Below are 14,676 nucleotides of genomic sequence, written 5' to 3'. Positions count from 1 at the left end.
CTCGCCCGCCTATCCGAGCGAAGGTGCCCTTCGCTCAGCAAGCGACGCGCCCTCGTCCACGCACGCGCCGGCGTGCTCCGTGGGCACGAACAGCTCCGTCTCCGCGTCGCGGCCCCGCAGCACGCGCGCGTCGATCACGCGCCAGCGCTGCGCCTCGGCGCCCGCGCGGTCCAGCGCCGCGCCGGAGGCGAGGACGCAGCCGTCGATCTCCTTCGCGGCCTCGGTGAGCCGGGCGGCCTCGTTCACGGGGTCGCCGATCACGGTGTACTCGTAGCGGCGGGTGTCGCCGATGTTGCCCGCGACCGCCTCGCCGGCCGAGACCCCGATCCCCGCGGAGATGTCGTCGAGCTCGGTCGCGATGCGGCGTGACAGCTCGCGCCCGGCGCGCAGGGCGCACCCCGCGGCGTCGTCGAGCTCGGTCGGCGCGCCGAAGACGGCGAGGGCCGCGTCGCCCTCGAACTTGTTGATCCAGCCGTCGTGCTGCTCGACCACGTCGATGACCACGGCGAAGAACGCGTTGAGCGCCTCGACGACCTCGTGCGGCGGGCGGGTCGCGGCGAGGCGGGTGGAGCCGACGAGGTCGACGAACAGCACGGCGACCTCGCGGACCTCGCCCCCGAGCTCGACCTCGTTCTCGAGCGCGGTGCGGGCGACGTCCTCGCCGACGTGGCGCCCGAACAGGTCGCGGACCCGCTCGCGCTCGCGCAGCCCGGCGACCATCGTGTTGAAGCCGGCCTGCAGCACGCCCAGCTCGGTGGTGTCGAAGACGGCGACCTCGGCGTCGTAGTCGCCGTCCTCGACGCGGCGCTGGGCCCGGCGCAGCGCGAGCACCGGGGCGGCGGTGGAGTTCGCGGTGAGCACCGTGACCAGCAGGCCCACGACGAGCGCGACCCCGCCGAGCACGAGCACGACGATGGCGAGCCGGTCGGTCGAGTAGCCGCCGAACACCAGCGCGGCCGCGGCGGCCAGGAGCACGCCGACCAGCGGCACCGCGGTCCCCAGCGCCCACGACCCCACCGCGCGCAGCGCGACGCCGGGCAGCAGGCGGCCCTGCGGCGGGCGGTCGTTGAGCACCCGCGCGACCTCGCGGCGCAGCACCCGCTCGACGAGCCGGTAGGTGACGGCGACCGTCGCGACCCCGCCGAGCGCGACCGTCACGCCGACCGACACCCCGAGCCGCGGGCTGGAGAACACGTTGATCAGCACGAACAGGATCAGCGCCGCGGCCCAGAGGACGGCCTGGACCGTCGCGAGGCGCAGCGGCCCGCGCAGCACGACGCGGCGCACGCGCCGGCGGTGGCGGCGCACGGCGGCCTCGTCGGCCCCCGGCCCGGGCGCGCGAGGCACGCGCACCCGGAAGTGGCCCCAGATCGAACCGACGACGATCGCGCCGAGCAGGTACGCGCCGAACGCGATGAGGTTGCGGACCAGCGCGGCGGGGTCGTACGCCACGAGCGCCCCGAGCGGCAGGACCCAGGCCGCCACGACCAGCACGACGCCGGCCCCGACGATGTTCGGGGTGACGACGACCAGGCCCAGCGCGACGCGCGTGACGAGCCGGAGGCCGTGGTCCTCGGCGGTGACGCCGCGGGTGGCTCCGGACATGGGGACGGATTCTATCGACGGGCCCTGAGCCGATCCGCGCAGCTCACCCGGTGGCGAGCGCGGTGCGCGTCGCGCGCCGCCGGGTCCGCAGCGCACCGAGCGCCCGGCAGACGACGTAGATGACGAACGCGATCGACGCGACGAACGGGCTGATCGGCAGCCCCGCGTCGAGCGAGGCGACGATCCCGCCGATCACCGCGACCTCGGCGAACACCACCGCGAGCACCGACGCGAGCGTCGGCGAGGCCGTCACCTGCGCGGCCGCCGCGGCCGGGGTGATGAGCAGGCAGAGCACGAGCAGCGCGCCGACGATCTGGACGCCGAGCGCGACCGTCACGCCCAGCAGCACCGCGAACAGGATCGAGAGCACCCGCACCGGCACCCCGCGCGCGGCCGCCATGTCGGGGTCCAGGCTCGCGAACAGCAGCGGGCGGCGCACCACGGCGAACACGATCAGCACGACGACGCCGACGCCGGTCAGCGTGAGCACGTCGCCGACGTCCACCCCGACGATCTGGCCCACGAGCAGGCCGAACTTGTTGGCCGAGCGCCCCGTGTACAGCGACTGGAACAGCACGCCGAGGCCGAGGCCGAACGAGAGGAGCACGCCGATCACGGAGTCGCGCTCGCGCTGCGCCCGCCCGAGCGCCCCGAACAGCAGGGCGACGAGCACGGCGCCGACCAGCGCGCCCCAGCCGATCGCGTCGGTGCCGAACACGAGCAGCGCCCCGGCGCCGCCCGCGAACGCGAGCTCGGCGGTGCCGTGCACCGAGAACGCCATGCCGCGCCCGACGACGATCGGGCCGAGCAGGCCCGCGAGCAGCGCCAGCACGACGCCAGCGAGCAGGGCGTTGCGGACGAAGTCGAGCGAGAGGAGGTCGAGCGTGCTCACCGGGGTCCGCCCCCGGTGTGCACGAGGCGGTCCTCGGCGCCGACCACGACGATCCGGTCGCGGACCCGCACGACGTCGACGTCGGTGCGGTAGAGCTCCGAGAGCGTCTCCGAGGTCATCACCTCGTCCGGCGTCCCGATCCGGAACTGCCCGTCGACGAGGTAGAGCACCCGGTCGGTGACGGGCAGGACCGGGTTGAGCTCGTGGGTCACGAACACGATCGCCGTGCCGTGGTCCCGGCGGCGGCGCTCGAGCAGCTCGACGACGGTGCGCTGGCGGGCCAGGTCGAGCGAGTGCAGCGGCTCGTCGGCGAGCAGCAGGCCGGGGTCGCCGACGAGCGCCTGCGCGATCCGCAGGCGCTGCTGCTCGCCGCCCGAGAGCGCGCCGACGGGGGCGTCGGCGAGCTCCAGGGCGTCGACCTGCAGCAACGCCTCGTGGACCCGGCGGGTGCGCTCGGCGCGACCGCGGAACGGCAGGCCGAAGCGGTGCCCGTCGAGTCCCAGCCCGACCAGGTCGCGGCCGCGCAGCGGCGTCAGCGGGTCGACGCTCGTCTGCTGCGGGACGTACCCGACGTCGGCGCTGCCCCGCCGCGGCGCGGACCCGGAGACCTCGCAGGTCCCGGCCGCGAGCGGGAGCAGCCCGAGCAGCACGGTGAGCAGCGTCGTCTTGCCGGAGCCGTTGGGCCCGAGCACGGTGACGAACTCGCCGGGGGCGACGTCCAGGTCGAGACCCGTCCACAGCGTGCGGCCGCCGCGGCGGACCTCCGCGCCGGACAGGCGGATGGACGGGGTCACGACAGGATTCTCCGGTACGTCACGCGGTCGCGTCTCAAGCAGGGGCGCCCAGGGCCCGGGCGAGCTCGGCGCGGGTCGCGTCGAGCCAGGTCAGGTAGTCCTGCCCGGCGGGCAGTGTCTCGGTCACGTTCACCACCGGCACGCCCGCCCCCGTGGCGGCGTCGCGCAGCGAGGTGGTGATCGGGGTCTCGGTCTGCGGGTTGAACACCAGCGCGTTCACCCCACGGGTCGCGACCAGCTGGTTCGTCTCGGCGAGGGTGGCGGCCGGCGGGTCGGTCTCGTTCTCGATCGCCTCGCTGAACGCGGGCGGGGTCGCGTCGGCGACGCCCGCGGTGGTCAGCAGGTACTGCGCGATCGGCTCGGTGGCGAGGACGCGGGCGCCGGGGCGGGTCTGGCCGATCGCCGCCAGGCGCGTGGCCTCGTCGTCGACGCGGGCGCTGAAGGCGGTCGCCCGCTCGCGCAGCGCGCCGGCCTGGGCGGGCTCGACGGCGGCGAGACGCTCGGCGACCTGGTTCACGACGCCCTTGACCGCGGTCGGGTCGAACCAGACGTGCTCGTTCTCCTGCGCCTGGTCGCCGCGCAGGGCGAAGGCCTCGATCGAGCGCTCGCGCAGGGCCGGGTCACCGTCGATGACCTGCTCGACCCAGTCGTCGTAGTGCCCGCCGTTGAACACGACGAGGTCGGCGTTCGTCAGCGCCGCGGCGTCGGCGGGCGTGCTCTCGTACGAGTGCGGGTCGGCGGTGGGGTCCTGGATGATCGACCGGACCTCGACGCCCGGGCCGGCGATCGCGCTGGCGACCGATCCCCAGACGTTCGTGGTGGCCACGACCGTCAGCGTGCGCCCCGGGGCCGGGGCGGGCGACTCCGGGGTCGTCCCGGGCGCGGCGGCCGGCGCCGGGGTCTGTCCACCACCCCCGCAGCCGACGAGCACCAGCAGTGCGCCGAGCAGGACGGCGACCAGGGGGACGGGACGGACGGGCACGGTGCAGCTCCTCGTGACGGCGGGGGTTCCGACGAACGCAAACGATAACGGTTATCGATTGCGAGTGGGAGCCGGAGTTCGTCCGACCAGGTCACACCCACCGCTCAGCGGACACCGTCGGTCGCGTGGAGTGGCCCTAGATCGAGACAGTCGCTACCGTCGGGTGGTGGCCGAGGCACTCGAGGGGCGCCGATCGCGGCGTACCGCCACGCTGGCCTCGCTGGCGGCGGAACTGGGCGTTTCCCGGACAACGGTGTCGAATGCCTACAACCGCCCCGACCAGCTCTCGCCGGCGTTGCGGCGCCGCGTGCTGGACACCGCACGGCGCCTCGGCTACCCCGGTCCCGACCCGGTCGCGCGCTCGCTGCGCACCCGCAAGGCGGGAGCCGTCGGCCTGCTGCTGACCGAGGCGCTGTCCTACGCGTTCCGCGACCCGGTGGCGGTCCAGTTCCTCGAAGGCCTCGCGCTGGCCTGCGAGGACAACGGGTCGGGCCTGCTGCTCGTCCCGGTCAGCCCCGAGGCCGACGACCCCGGCGCCGTCGCGCGGGCGGGCGTCGACGGCTTCGTCGTCTACTCGATGCCCGACGACGACGACAACTTTCACGCGGTCCTCGAGCGCCCGGTCCCCGTCGTCGTCTGCGACCAGCCGACCGCGGTCCCCGACGTCGACCGGGTCGGCATCGACGACCACGCCGCGATGGTCGACATGGCCCGCCACCTCGCCGGTCTGGGCCACCGCAAGGTCGGCGTGCTGTGCATGCGCCTGTCGACCGAGCGCAACGACGGCTTCGCGAGCGTCGAGCGCCAGCAGCGCGCCCGCTACGAGGTCCAGCGCCGGCGCCTCGCGGGGCTGCGCGAGGGCTTCGCCGAGGCCGGCGTCGACTGGAGCACGGTGCCGGTGGTCGAGCGCTACGACCACAGCGAGTCGGCGGGTGCCTCGGCCGCCGAGCAGATGCTCGCGCAGCACGACGTCACGGCGATCCTGTGCACCTCGGACATCCTCGCGCTCGGCGCGCTGCGCCACGCCCGCGAGGCCGGCCGGAGCGTGCCCGACGAGATCTCGGTGACCGGCTTCGACGGCGTCCCCGCCGCCGAGCGCGCCGAGCTGACGACGATCCGCCAGCCGACCCTCGACAAGGGCCGCGCGGCCGGCGAGCTGCTGCTCGACCGCGGCGACCGCCAGCGCTCGCGGACCCTCCTGCTGCCGACCGAGCTGCTCGCCCGCGCGACGTCGGGGCCGGCCCGGGAGGCCTAGCCGACGCCGAGGGCCTCGAGGAACCCCGCGGCCCAGCGCTCGACGTCGTGCTCGAGGACCTGGTCGTGCATCCGCTGCATGCGCGCGCGGGCGTCCTCGGGGTCCTGCGTGGCCGCGGCGACGATCGCGTCGCCGACCGCATCGAGGTCGTGCGGGTTGACGAGGAACGCGCCGTCGCCCAGCTCGTCGGCGGCGCCCGTGAACTCGGAGAGCACCAGCGCGCCGCCACCGTCCCCACGGCTGGCGACGTACTCCTTGGCGACGAGGTTCATGCCGTCGCGGTAGGGCGTCACGAGCATGACGTCGGCGGCCCGGAAGAAGGCGACGAGCTCCTCGCGCGGCGTCGACTGGTGGACGTAGTGCACGACCGGGTGGCCGACCGAGGCGTACTCGCCGTTGATCCGCCCGACGGTGAGCTCGATGTCGTCGCGCATCTCGGCGTAGTGCTCGACGCGCTCGCGGCTGGGCGTCGCGACCTGGATGAGCACGGTCTCGGCGGGGTCGAGGCGTCCCTGCCCGAGGACCTCGGCGAACGCCTGCAGGCGCACGTCGATGCCCTTGGTGTAGTCGAGGCGGTCGACGCCGAGCAGCACCGTGCGCGGGTCGCCGAGCTCGTGGCGCAGGGCCTCGGAGCGCTTCGCCGTGTCCGGGTCGCGGGCCATCCCGTCGAGGTGCGAGGCGTCCACCGAGATCGGGTGGGCGGCGACGGTGACGGTGCGCCCGTCCGGCGCGGTGACCTGCCCCGGGGAGTCGGCGGTCGCCTCGGTCAGGCGGGCCGCGACGCGGCGGAAGTTCTCCGCGCCCCCGGCCGTCTGGAACCCGACGACGTCCGCGCCGAGCAGGCCCTCCACCACCGGCTGCCGCCATGGGAGCTGGGCGAACAGCTCGACGGGCGGGAACGGGATGTGCAGGAAGAACCCGATCCTCAGGTCCGGGCGCCGCTCGCGGAGCAGGCGCGGGACGAGCTGGAGCTGGTAGTCCTGCACCCACACCGTCGCGCCCTCGGCGGCGGCCCCGGCGGCGGCGTCGGCGAAGCGCTCGTTGACCCTCCGGTAGGCCTCCCACCAGGAACGTTCGAAGCGCGGGGTCGCGACGACGTCGTGGTAGAGCGGCCAGAGCGTCGCGTTGGCGAAGCCCTCGTAGTAGGCGGCGACCTCCTCGGCGCTGATCGTGACCGGCCGGATCGCCAGCCCGTCGTCGTCGAACGGCTCCGGCTCGGCGTCCGGCCGGCCCGGCCAGCCGACCCACGCGCCGCCGCGGGCGCGCAGGGTCGGCTCCAGCGCGGTGACCAGCCCACCGGGGGCGCGGTGCCAGGCGCCGTCGGCGTCGAGGTCGAACGGCAACCGGTTGGCCACCACCAGCAGGTCAGAAGACCCGGGGCCGTCCTCGGCGTAGCTCACGTTCTCTGTCCTCCGCGGTGACTCCGGGCAGCAGACGGCGGATCAGCCGCTGCAGGGGCCAGCCGACCTGCTCCCCGACCGAGACCCCGGCCGCGAGCGCGAGTCCGAAGGTCAGGGCCAGCAGGATCGTCACCGCTCCGACGGCGACGCTGCCGTACGCGAGTTGGGAGAACCCGCGGTACATCGTCAGACCGGGCAGGAGCGGCGTGATCCCGGCGATCACCAGCACCAACGGGGGTGTACCCAACATGCGGGGCAGGAGCATCGCGACGAGCCCGAGCGCGGCGGCCGCGAGGGCCGCGGCGACGACCTCGCCGGCGCCGAGGATGCCGAGCAGCCCGTAGCCGGCCCACGCCACGGCGCCGGCGAGCGCCGCCAGCGGCAGCGACCGCCAGGGCGCGTAGGCCGAGAGGGCGAACAGCATCCCGGCCGCCGCCGCGGCGAGCAGCGAGATCGGGTGCAGCGACGGGGCCGGGCTCGGCGGCACCACGGCCGCGTAGGCGCCTGCGTCGGTGCCCAGCACCGCGCCGACGAGCTTGATGCTGACGACGACGCCGACCAGCAGGCCCGCCGACGCGAGCACCACCTCGACGGCACGCCCGGCCGCCGTCAGCGGGAAGCCGGAGATCGCGTCCTGCACCAGGCCGACCAGGGACAACCCGGAGAGGAACACGACGATGCCGGCCGCGATGACGAACGCGGGGGAGTCGTCGAGCGTCCCGGTCCAGGCCAGGGTCGTCGCGGAGAGCGTCACGATGGTGGCGCTGACCATCTGCTGGAAGAACATCGGCACCCGGCGCCGGGCCAGCCAGCGCGCCACGGCCCAGATGACGCCGGTGGCCACCGTCGCCAGCAGGGCGACGACCAGGCCGCCGCCGAGCAGGAACGCGACGGCGCCCGCGAACAGCGAGCGGGCGATCCCGGCGACGAACCGCGGGTACGGGTGCGGCGCCCGCACGGCGTGGCCGACGCGGGTGATCGCCTCCTCGACGCGCATCGGCTCGTCGCGGTCGACGATCGCGGCGATGATCTCGTCGACCTCGGTGAGGCGCGTGTAGTCCTGGGTCCGGTAGCGGACGTTGCGCATCGTCGTCACCGGGCCGGCCTCGTTGCCGCGGTGACAGCACATGGTGATCGTCGAGAACGCGATGTCGACGTCGCAGGCCGGCAGGCCGTACGCACCGGCGATCGCGAGCATCGTGTCGTGCGCGACCGCCGCGCCCGCGCCGGACGCGATCTGGACCTCGCCGATGCGCAGCGAGAGGTCGAGCACGCGCAGCACCAGCGTGTCGTCGGCGACCTCCGGGCCGGTCACGGCCGGCAGGAGGTTGTCGCGGACCGTCGGCGCGTCCACGGCGGCGCGACGGATGTCGTCTACGGGGAACTGTCGACGGAGCGAGCCGCGGGCTCGCTGGGCCACCCCCACGGGCGGACCTTCCTCTCCGGGCTCATCGGGGTGCTCGAACCGCGGACGGGGCACCCCGGGAAACTTCATCAAGGCCACCTGCCCAGACGTGCGGGAGTCGATCGTGGTTGCCGGCGGAGGAGCGTGCGCCACGTCCCATCCCGCCGTGGTGGTGGCGACCCCCGCCCGACCACCGTGCCGACCGGCCGAGGCTACGTGCCCGCACCTGTGGGCGGGGTCTCGACCGCTCGGAGGCCCTCGTACCATGGGCCTCCGTGCCGGCGTAGCTCAATCGGCAGAGCGCTCGCCTTGTAAGCGAAAGGTCCGGGGTTCGATTCCCCGCGCCGGCTCCAGGTCAACGGCGGTGTGCCCGTCGTGATTCCTTCGGTGACAGCAGCGGTCGACAGCAACGGTCAGTCCTCCGAGGGGTCGTCGAGGTCGAGCTGGGCGTCCAACCGGCCGAGGGCCTCGCGCTGGGTGTCGAGCGTGATGTGGCCGTAGACGTTCATGGTCATCTCGATCGCGCTGTGGCCGACGATCTCCATGACGACCCGGGGATGGACCCCGAGGGAGAGCAGCAGGCTCACGCAGGTGTGCCGAAGGTCGTGCAGCCGGACGCGGCGGAACCCGTGCGCGGCGGTCAGCTCGTCGAAGGCGCGCGAGACGTTGCGAGGTTCGAGCGGTCCGCCCACGGTCGAGGCGAACAGGTAGTCGGAGTCCGCCCAGCGGAGCCGGCCGGCGTCGGCGCGCTCCTTGGCCTGACGCGCGCGGTGGTCGGTGAGCACACGGACGAGGAAACCGGGCAGCGGCACGGTCCGCGTCGAGCGCCGCGTCTTGGTCGGCAGCTCGCGCAGCTCGCCCTGGACGCGCTGGAGGCTCCGGCGGATGCGCAGGGTGCCCTTGTCGAGGTCGACGTCCGACCAGTGCAGCCCGCACGCCTCGGAGCGACGGAGGCCGAGCATGAGCGTGGTGGCCCACAGCGCGTAGAGCCGGTGATCCTTGACCGCGACGAGGAAGCGGCGCGCCTCGTCCGGGGTGAAGGGCTCGGCGGTCGTTCCGGCCTCTGGACGCTCGACGCGAACGCTGCGGGCGACGTTGCGAGTGACCAGCTCCTCGCGGACCGCGTGCTCCAGGGCGACGCGCAGCGTCGAGTGAATCCACTGCACCCCGCGCTTGCTGACGCCCTCGGCCCGGAGCTTGTCGACCATGAGACGGACGTCCCGGACCGTGAGCGCGGTGAGCTTCTTCTTGCCGAGGCGGGGCACGAGGTGCAGGCGGACGTTGTTCTCGTAGCCGGTCCATGTCTGCGGCCGGACGTGGTGGCGCATGTGCTCCAGCCACTCGGCGAGGAAGTCCGCGAGCGTGTACTTCGTCGGTCCCGCCGGCACGCCCTGGGCGTCCTTCTCCTGCAGTTTGATCAGTTTGGCGAGAGCGTCCTTCTCGGTCTTGCCGTAGACGTAGCGCCGCTCGATGCGACCCGTGTGGGTTCGGACGTAAGCGGCCCCGGACCACCGGCCGTCCGAGCGCGGCCAGACGCTGCCCTCGCCGTTCTGGTTGCGGCTCACGCTGCCGCCTCCTCGATGAGCCGGCGGGCGTACTCCTGGACGGCGTCGACGTGGACGCGACGCAGCCGGCCGATCTTGACCGAGACGAGGTCGCCGTTGCGGATGAGGTCATAGACCTTGGCGCGCCCGACGTGCAGGGCCTCGGCAACCTCGTCGGGGGCGAGGAAGACACGTTCCATCGGTCAGCTCCTTGGGATTCGCAGCGGGCGGGCCTGCCGGGCTCGGCGCAGCAGGCGGGCCACGGTCGTGGCGGTGGCGTCGTCCAAGTCGGCGACCCGGACGAGGGCGCGGTGGTCGCCGTCCTGGAGGTCGAGCCCAGCCAGGGGTCGAACGAGGTCCCGGATACGCGCCTGAAAGCGCTCGTTCTCCGTCATGACGCGTCCGCTGAGGCGCTCGACAGGGCGTCGCCGATGCCGGTGGCGATGGCGCCCAGGACGTGGCCGAAGCCGGTGACCAGGTCGGGGGCGACGACCGCGAGCAGAGCGACGGTGATGACTCCGAGCACCACCGCGGCGCCAACGGCCCGGGTCTGGGCGGCGATGACCGTGAGCAGGGCGGTGATGATGACGGCGGCGATCACGGCTGGCTCCGATCTGCGTCGAGGCGGTCCAGGCGCACGGCCGCGACGTGGTGGAGCTCGCGGCGCTCGGCGCGAAGCGAGGCCGGGAGCCGGCCTTGGCGGTGGGCTTCGAGGGCGCGGTCGGTGGCGGCGGTGAAGGCCTCCACGACCGGGCCGTCCCGAAGCGCTCGGCGGCGGGCGAGCAGCACCCAGCCGGCGGCGGTGAGAGCGCCGAGGACGAGGACGGTGGCGGCCGCCCAGCCGACGATGCGGTTGGCCTCGGCGGTGCTGGCGGCGATGCCCCGGATCCCGGCGTCCAGGGCGCGGTAGACCCCAGCACCCAGGAGGACGACGCCGGCCAGGGCGACGAGGGCGCCGAGCAGCGAGCCGCCCGAGTTGCTGCGGCTGGTGTCGCTGGTGGTGCGGATGATGTTGATCAGGCCGGTCTGTCTCATGCCGCCTGCGCTCCCGAGCTGGACCCGCTCTTTCGGCTGCGGGTGGCGAGCGGGGGGACCTCGACCTGCTCGGGGGCTGGGTACTCGGCGGCGAGGTAGGCCAGTTCGGCGTCGGAGACCCAGTCAGCGCGGACCTTGATGGGCTGGCGCTTGCCGCCGTCCTCGTCGACGACGAACCCCATGCCGGGGCAGCCCTCTGGGATGGCGTCGCAGCGTGCGCCGCGGTCGTAAGCCGAGTCCGAGAGCACCATGCGGGTCTCGACGTCGCTGTCGAGGCGGAGGGCGACGCGGTAGCCGAACATGTCGCGGAACGAGAGGACTTCCTTGCGGGGGTCCTGCACGCAGCCGATGACCACCACGCCAGGGGCGCGGCCTTGGGAGAGCATCCGGCGCACCGCGGCGTTGGCGCGGTCCTTGAGGTCGCGGTTGGCGATGTAGGTCGTGAGCGCCAGCAGCTCGTCGACAAGGATGACGTAGAGCGGGTAGTCGCCGAACATCCGTGCGAGCAGCTTCCGGACGGTGCCGCCGAGGGCCTCGGCGCGCTGCTTCATCAGGTCGGCGGCGAACTCCAGCGCGGCCACGAGGTGCTCGTCGTCGCCATAGGCGAGCATGTAGAACAGCTCGGAGACCATCCGGTACTCCATGCCGCCCTTGGGGTCGATCCCGACCAGGCGCACCTTCCCCGCCGCGATGGCCGGGGCGAGGGCGCGGATGATGCAGGCGACCAGGCCCGACTTGCCGGCGCCGGTGAGCCCGGCGATCAGAACGTGGGTGCCCATCAGGCGCAGCCACCAGGGCTCGCCGTCCTCGCGACGTCCGACGCGGGCCCACTGGAAGTCGGGCGTGACGAGGTTGTCGCGCTCGTCCTGCTCGTCAGCCAGGACATCGCGATACACGACCCGGAGCAGCACCCAGCCCTCGCGCGTGGGGTGGGCCAGGACGCGGACCTCGAGGGCGCACCACTCGCACGCGAGGGCGTCGGCCTGGCGGGCGATGACGCCGGGGGTGACGCCGGCGCAGAGCTGGACGTGGAGCTGGTCGACGTGCTCGCCCAGGGAGACCCACAACAGCCGGGGGACGATGACGCGGTGGGAGGCGTCGGTGGCCTTGACCCCGGTCGCGGCGCACACGTCGTCCCAGGACCAGCGGTAGCGGGTCCTGCGCACGAACCGACGCAGCCGCGAGGTCACCCGGTGGTCCCACGAGGTGGGGGAGGACCGCGACCACAGCCGCGCCACGAGCGCCCCGACGAGGGCGACGGCAAGCAGGCCCCACGGCCCGACGGCGAGCCAGGCGAGGGCGGCGAGGGTGAGTGCGCCGCCGAGGGCGGGGACGTAGAGGCAGGCCCATACGGTCATGACGGCGATCCAGCCGGCCCACCAGCCGGCAGTGAGGCTCCAGCGCAGCAGCCGGGAACGCTCGTGAAGGCGTTCGGTGCGCATGACGTCGGCGCGGGTGCGGATGGTCTGGCCGCGCCACAGTCGCGCGGTGGTGATCTCTCTCATCGGGCTCGCCCCCCGAGTCCGCCGCGGGTGATGTTGCCCTTGGGGGCGTGGTTGGCGAACTTGCCGCCCTTGCCGTGGCAGGCCCCGCACTTGCCGTAGGAGCGCTCCCAGCCGCGGGAGGTCCAGGTGCGCTGGGCGCAGGAGCCGGAGCCCTGGCAGGCGGTGCAGAAGTGGTAGCCGCCGGTCGTGAGGCCGGGGGCGCGCATCGGACGAGCCATGATCAGAAACCCCTTCCGGAGTGAGACGAGCGGTGGGCACGGCGGGTCTGGCGACGGCGGCGGACCTGCGCCGAGGGCGAGCCGGAGACCTGGACTTCGGTCACCTCCCAGGTCGAGGAGCCGCAGTCCGGGCAGACCTCGATCGACAGGGCGATCACGAGCCGGCCGTCGCGTTCGACGGGTGCGGGGGTCCACTGCGCGAGGCAGTCCCCGTCGCGGCAGGTCAGGACCAGCACGTCGAGCGCGGCGGAGGTGTCGACGTGCATCGAGGCCGTGGCGAGTGAGAACTCGGGCGTCCCGGGGCAGGGCAATTGACGGGTCATCACGCGGCCCTCCGCTCGACGCAGGCGGGGCACAGCTCCCCGTCGACCGCGGGCATCGGGAACAGCAGCGCGCAGGCCGGGCACGACGTGGTGTCGCCGAACGAGGCGGAGGCGCCGGCCAGGCGGAGCCGGCGCATCAGGCGGCGCTCGCCGGGGATGGTCGCGGCCCAGACGCCGTGGTCCTCGCCGGAATCCAACGCCCACGCCAGGCACTCGCGCTGTACCGGGCAGAACCGGCAAACGTCGCGGGCGGCGGCTACCTGTTGCTGGACGGCCGCGGCCTCATCGAGGCCCTGGCCGTCGTCGGGCGGAAAGAACAGCTCCGGGTCGTGGCTGCGGCACGTGCCGCGGGTCTGCCAGCGCATCACGCGGCCTCGCCCTCGGCGGTGCGCCGGTTCGGGCGCTGCGGGCCGGCCACGGGACGGATGGACTCGGCGGAGAAGCTGACCTCGACGCCCTTGCCCCCGTTGCGGGCGGGCTTGACGCGGACCCACAGGCCGTCCAGCTCCACCGGGGAGTAGGGCGCCAGCTCCGGGGCCTCGTGCGACACGACCCGGATGCCGTGCAGCTCATGGCGCCCGTCGCGCCCGGTCGGGAGCATCACGTCGTAGATGCGCACCGGGGCGCCGGTGGCCTCGTCGATCAGCGGCTGGCCCGAGGACCGTCGGCCGGTCGGGGTGTCCTCCCAGCGCTCCATCGTCGCGCCGTGGCCGGTCGCGATGGCATCGAGCCGGCTCGTGTCGATCGGTGCAGAGATGTCGTAGGGCATTGCGCTCGTCTCCTGGTGTCGAGGGGAGACCGCTTGTGCGGTGCATCACCAGGAGACGGCGGCGGCAGGGGACACCAGCACCACCAAGAAGGGACGTGACGGGACGTCCTCAGCCGCCTAGAGTGTCCCTATCGGCGGTGAAACGTCCCGAGGAGTCCCTTATGGTGACCAACCAGCGCCTCCGCGGTTCGATCGTTTCCGCTGGCTTACGGCCCGCTGAGCTGGCCGAACGGATCGGCGTAGACGCCAAGACGGTCGAGCGCTGGATCACGAAGGGACGTCTGCCCCACCGGACACACCGCGTCGCCGTCGCGTCCGCCCTCGGCGTGGACGAGGCCTACGTCTGGCCCGAGGTGGTCGACGCGCCGGCTACGCAATCGGCGAGCGTCGCCGAGCTCCTGGCGCTCCACCCGACTCGCGCCGCCATCCCGCACGACACCTGGGCGCAGCTCATGGTCGGTGCCCGTGAGGCCATCGACGTCCTCGTCTACGCGGGGTCATTCCTCTTCGAGCAGTACGACTTCACGGCGACGATCACGCAGAAGGCGGCGCAGGGCGTGAGAGTCCGAATTCTGCTGGCCGATGAGACCGCGCCGGCTGTGGCACTCCGTGCGGAGGAGGAGGGGACAAGCGGCGGCCTCCAGGGTCGCATCCAGCTCCACCGGCGATACCTCCGGCAGGTGCACGCCGTTCGGGGTGTCGAGGTCCGGACCCACGGGACGACCCTCTACAACAGCCTGTTCCGGTTCGACCAGGACATGCTGGTCAACGGGCATGCCTACGGTGCGCCTGCCGGGGAATCTCCGGTTCTCCACCTTCGAAGGGTGCCCGGCGGCCGGATGTGGGACCACTACATGCGCTCGTTCGAGGAGGTCTGGCGCCAGGGCGCGCCAGAGACTGGACAAGTTCCGGGCGGGTCAGCGCAGCGCGCTCCAAGCCGGTAAGCGTG

Annotated in this window: 17 protein-coding genes and 1 tRNA gene; 3 read left to right on the top strand and 15 right to left on the bottom strand. The window is 73.5% G+C overall.

All coding sequences use genetic code 11. The annotated features are described in order from the left end of the window. Window positions 1–9: 9 nt before the first annotated feature. From EV188_RS08910 to EV188_RS08895, 4 genes are read right to left on the bottom strand one after another with little or no spacing between them, the layout of a single operon-like run. Window positions 10–1,605, bottom strand: coding sequence for an adenylate/guanylate cyclase domain-containing protein (locus EV188_RS08910; protein WP_133825876.1), 1,596 nt, complete (start codon window positions 1,603–1,605; stop codon window positions 10–12). Between the two features lie 43 nt (window positions 1,606–1,648). Further along, window positions 1,649–2,497 carry a metal ABC transporter permease gene (locus tag EV188_RS08905; RefSeq protein WP_133825875.1) on the bottom strand — a complete coding sequence of 283 codons (849 nt, stop codon included), beginning with the start codon at window positions 2,495–2,497 and terminating at the stop codon, window positions 1,649–1,651. After that, window positions 2,494–3,291 (bottom strand): metal ABC transporter ATP-binding protein, encoded by a 798-nt coding sequence (locus EV188_RS08900; protein ID WP_133825874.1) that lies wholly within the window; start codon window positions 3,289–3,291, stop codon window positions 2,494–2,496. The genes EV188_RS08905 and EV188_RS08900 overlap by 4 nt, the downstream gene beginning before the upstream one ends. Before the next feature lie 34 nt (window positions 3,292–3,325). Further along, window positions 3,326–4,273, bottom strand: coding sequence for a metal ABC transporter solute-binding protein, Zn/Mn family (locus tag EV188_RS08895; RefSeq protein WP_243741568.1), 948 nt, complete (start codon window positions 4,271–4,273; stop codon window positions 3,326–3,328). Between the two features lie 166 nt (window positions 4,274–4,439). Here EV188_RS08895 and EV188_RS08890 point away from each other — a divergent pair, with 166 nt between their 5' ends. Next, window positions 4,440–5,528, top strand: coding sequence for a LacI family DNA-binding transcriptional regulator (locus EV188_RS08890; RefSeq protein WP_133825873.1), 1,089 nt, complete (start codon window positions 4,440–4,442; stop codon window positions 5,526–5,528). Here the strand turns inward: EV188_RS08890 and EV188_RS08885 are convergent. Then, on the bottom strand, window positions 5,525–6,928 hold the full coding sequence (locus tag EV188_RS08885) for an alpha,alpha-trehalose-phosphate synthase (UDP-forming) (RefSeq protein ID WP_133825872.1): 1,404 nt from the start codon (window positions 6,926–6,928) through the stop codon (window positions 5,525–5,527). The two genes, EV188_RS08890 and EV188_RS08885, sit on opposite strands and share 4 nt — an antisense overlap. Continuing rightward, a complete protein-coding gene (locus tag EV188_RS08880; RefSeq protein WP_166659793.1) occupies window positions 6,894–8,282 on the bottom strand; it encodes a threonine/serine exporter family protein in 1,389 nt (462 codons plus the stop codon). The genes EV188_RS08885 and EV188_RS08880 overlap by 35 nt, the downstream gene beginning before the upstream one ends. 328 nt (window positions 8,283–8,610) lie before the next feature. Between EV188_RS08880 and EV188_RS08875 the strand changes: the two genes are divergently transcribed. After that, window positions 8,611–8,686 (top strand) — tRNA-Thr (locus EV188_RS08875). Window positions 8,687–8,746: 60 nt separating this feature from the next. On the opposite strand, the gene EV188_RS08870 is transcribed toward EV188_RS08875, so the two are convergent. The 9 genes from EV188_RS08870 to EV188_RS08830 all read right to left on the bottom strand — a co-directional run bounded on the left by EV188_RS08870 (window position 8,747) and on the right by EV188_RS08830 (window position 13,727). After that, window positions 8,747–9,898, bottom strand: a complete 1,152-nt coding sequence (locus EV188_RS08870) for a tyrosine-type recombinase/integrase (protein WP_133825870.1) — start codon at window positions 9,896–9,898, stop codon at window positions 8,747–8,749. After that, window positions 9,895–10,077, bottom strand: coding sequence for a helix-turn-helix domain-containing protein (locus EV188_RS08865; protein ID WP_133825869.1), 183 nt, complete (start codon window positions 10,075–10,077; stop codon window positions 9,895–9,897). Before EV188_RS08865 ends, EV188_RS08870 begins: the two co-directional genes overlap by 4 nt. 191 nt (window positions 10,078–10,268) lie before the next feature. After that, window positions 10,269–10,478, bottom strand: coding sequence for a hypothetical protein (locus EV188_RS08860; protein ID WP_133825868.1), 210 nt, complete (start codon window positions 10,476–10,478; stop codon window positions 10,269–10,271). Beyond that, window positions 10,475–10,912 carry a hypothetical protein gene (locus tag EV188_RS08855; RefSeq protein WP_133825867.1) on the bottom strand — a complete coding sequence of 146 codons (438 nt, stop codon included), beginning with the start codon at window positions 10,910–10,912 and terminating at the stop codon, window positions 10,475–10,477. The genes EV188_RS08860 and EV188_RS08855 overlap by 4 nt, the downstream gene beginning before the upstream one ends. Further along, on the bottom strand, window positions 10,909–12,417 hold the full coding sequence (locus EV188_RS08850; protein WP_133825866.1) for an FtsK/SpoIIIE domain-containing protein: 1,509 nt from the start codon (window positions 12,415–12,417) through the stop codon (window positions 10,909–10,911). Before EV188_RS08850 ends, EV188_RS08855 begins: the two co-directional genes overlap by 4 nt. Continuing rightward, complete coding sequence (locus EV188_RS08845) at window positions 12,414–12,635, bottom strand: hypothetical protein (protein WP_133825865.1); 222 nt, start codon at window positions 12,633–12,635, stop codon at window positions 12,414–12,416. Before EV188_RS08845 ends, EV188_RS08850 begins: the two co-directional genes overlap by 4 nt. A gap of 2 nt (window positions 12,636–12,637) precedes the next feature. Continuing rightward, window positions 12,638–12,958 carry a hypothetical protein gene (locus EV188_RS08840; RefSeq protein ID WP_133825864.1) on the bottom strand — a complete coding sequence of 107 codons (321 nt, stop codon included), beginning with the start codon at window positions 12,956–12,958 and terminating at the stop codon, window positions 12,638–12,640. Beyond that, window positions 12,958–13,323, bottom strand: coding sequence for a WhiB family transcriptional regulator (locus EV188_RS08835; protein WP_133826323.1), 366 nt, complete (start codon window positions 13,321–13,323; stop codon window positions 12,958–12,960). The genes EV188_RS08840 and EV188_RS08835 overlap by 1 nt, the downstream gene beginning before the upstream one ends. After that, window positions 13,323–13,727, bottom strand: coding sequence for a hypothetical protein (locus EV188_RS08830; protein WP_133825863.1), 405 nt, complete (start codon window positions 13,725–13,727; stop codon window positions 13,323–13,325). The genes EV188_RS08835 and EV188_RS08830 overlap by 1 nt, the downstream gene beginning before the upstream one ends. Before the next feature lie 161 nt (window positions 13,728–13,888). Between EV188_RS08830 and EV188_RS08825 the strand changes: the two genes are divergently transcribed. Then, a complete protein-coding gene (locus EV188_RS08825) occupies window positions 13,889–14,671 on the top strand; it encodes a helix-turn-helix domain-containing protein (protein WP_243741567.1) in 783 nt (260 codons plus the stop codon). Window positions 14,672–14,676 lie beyond the last annotated feature (5 nt).

This window comes from Actinomycetospora succinea (assembly GCF_004363095.1).
In the GTDB taxonomy this organism is placed as follows: domain Bacteria; phylum Actinomycetota; class Actinomycetes; order Mycobacteriales; family Pseudonocardiaceae; genus Actinomycetospora; species Actinomycetospora succinea.
The sequence above is the reverse complement of the archived record's forward strand: the minus strand, read 5'-3'. Positions and strand labels throughout refer to the sequence as shown.

Bases quoted from the DNA above. Each gene is read 5' to 3' on its own strand.
- EV188_RS08830 (WP_133825863.1), bottom strand. From the start codon at position 13,727: ATGCCCTACGACATCTCTGCACCGATCGACACGAGCCGGCTCGATGCC.
- EV188_RS08845 (WP_133825865.1), bottom strand. From the start codon at position 12,635: ATGGCTCGTCCGATGCGCGCCCCCGGCCTCACGACCGGCGGCTACCAC.
- EV188_RS08855 (WP_133825867.1), bottom strand. From the start codon at position 10,912: ATGAGACAGACCGGCCTGATCAACATCATCCGCACCACCAGCGACACC.
- EV188_RS08865 (WP_133825869.1), bottom strand. From the start codon at position 10,077: ATGGAACGTGTCTTCCTCGCCCCCGACGAGGTTGCCGAGGCCCTGCAC.
- EV188_RS08835 (WP_133826323.1), bottom strand. From the start codon at position 13,323: ATGCGCTGGCAGACCCGCGGCACGTGCCGCAGCCACGACCCGGAGCTG.
- EV188_RS08825 (WP_243741567.1), top strand. From the start codon at position 13,889: ATGGTGACCAACCAGCGCCTCCGCGGTTCGATCGTTTCCGCTGGCTTA.
- EV188_RS08850 (WP_133825866.1), bottom strand. From the start codon at position 12,417: ATGAGAGAGATCACCACCGCGCGACTGTGGCGCGGCCAGACCATCCGC.
- EV188_RS08840 (WP_133825864.1), bottom strand. From the start codon at position 12,958: ATGACCCGTCAATTGCCCTGCCCCGGGACGCCCGAGTTCTCACTCGCC.
- EV188_RS08910 (WP_133825876.1), bottom strand. From the start codon at position 1,605: ATGTCCGGAGCCACCCGCGGCGTCACCGCCGAGGACCACGGCCTCCGG.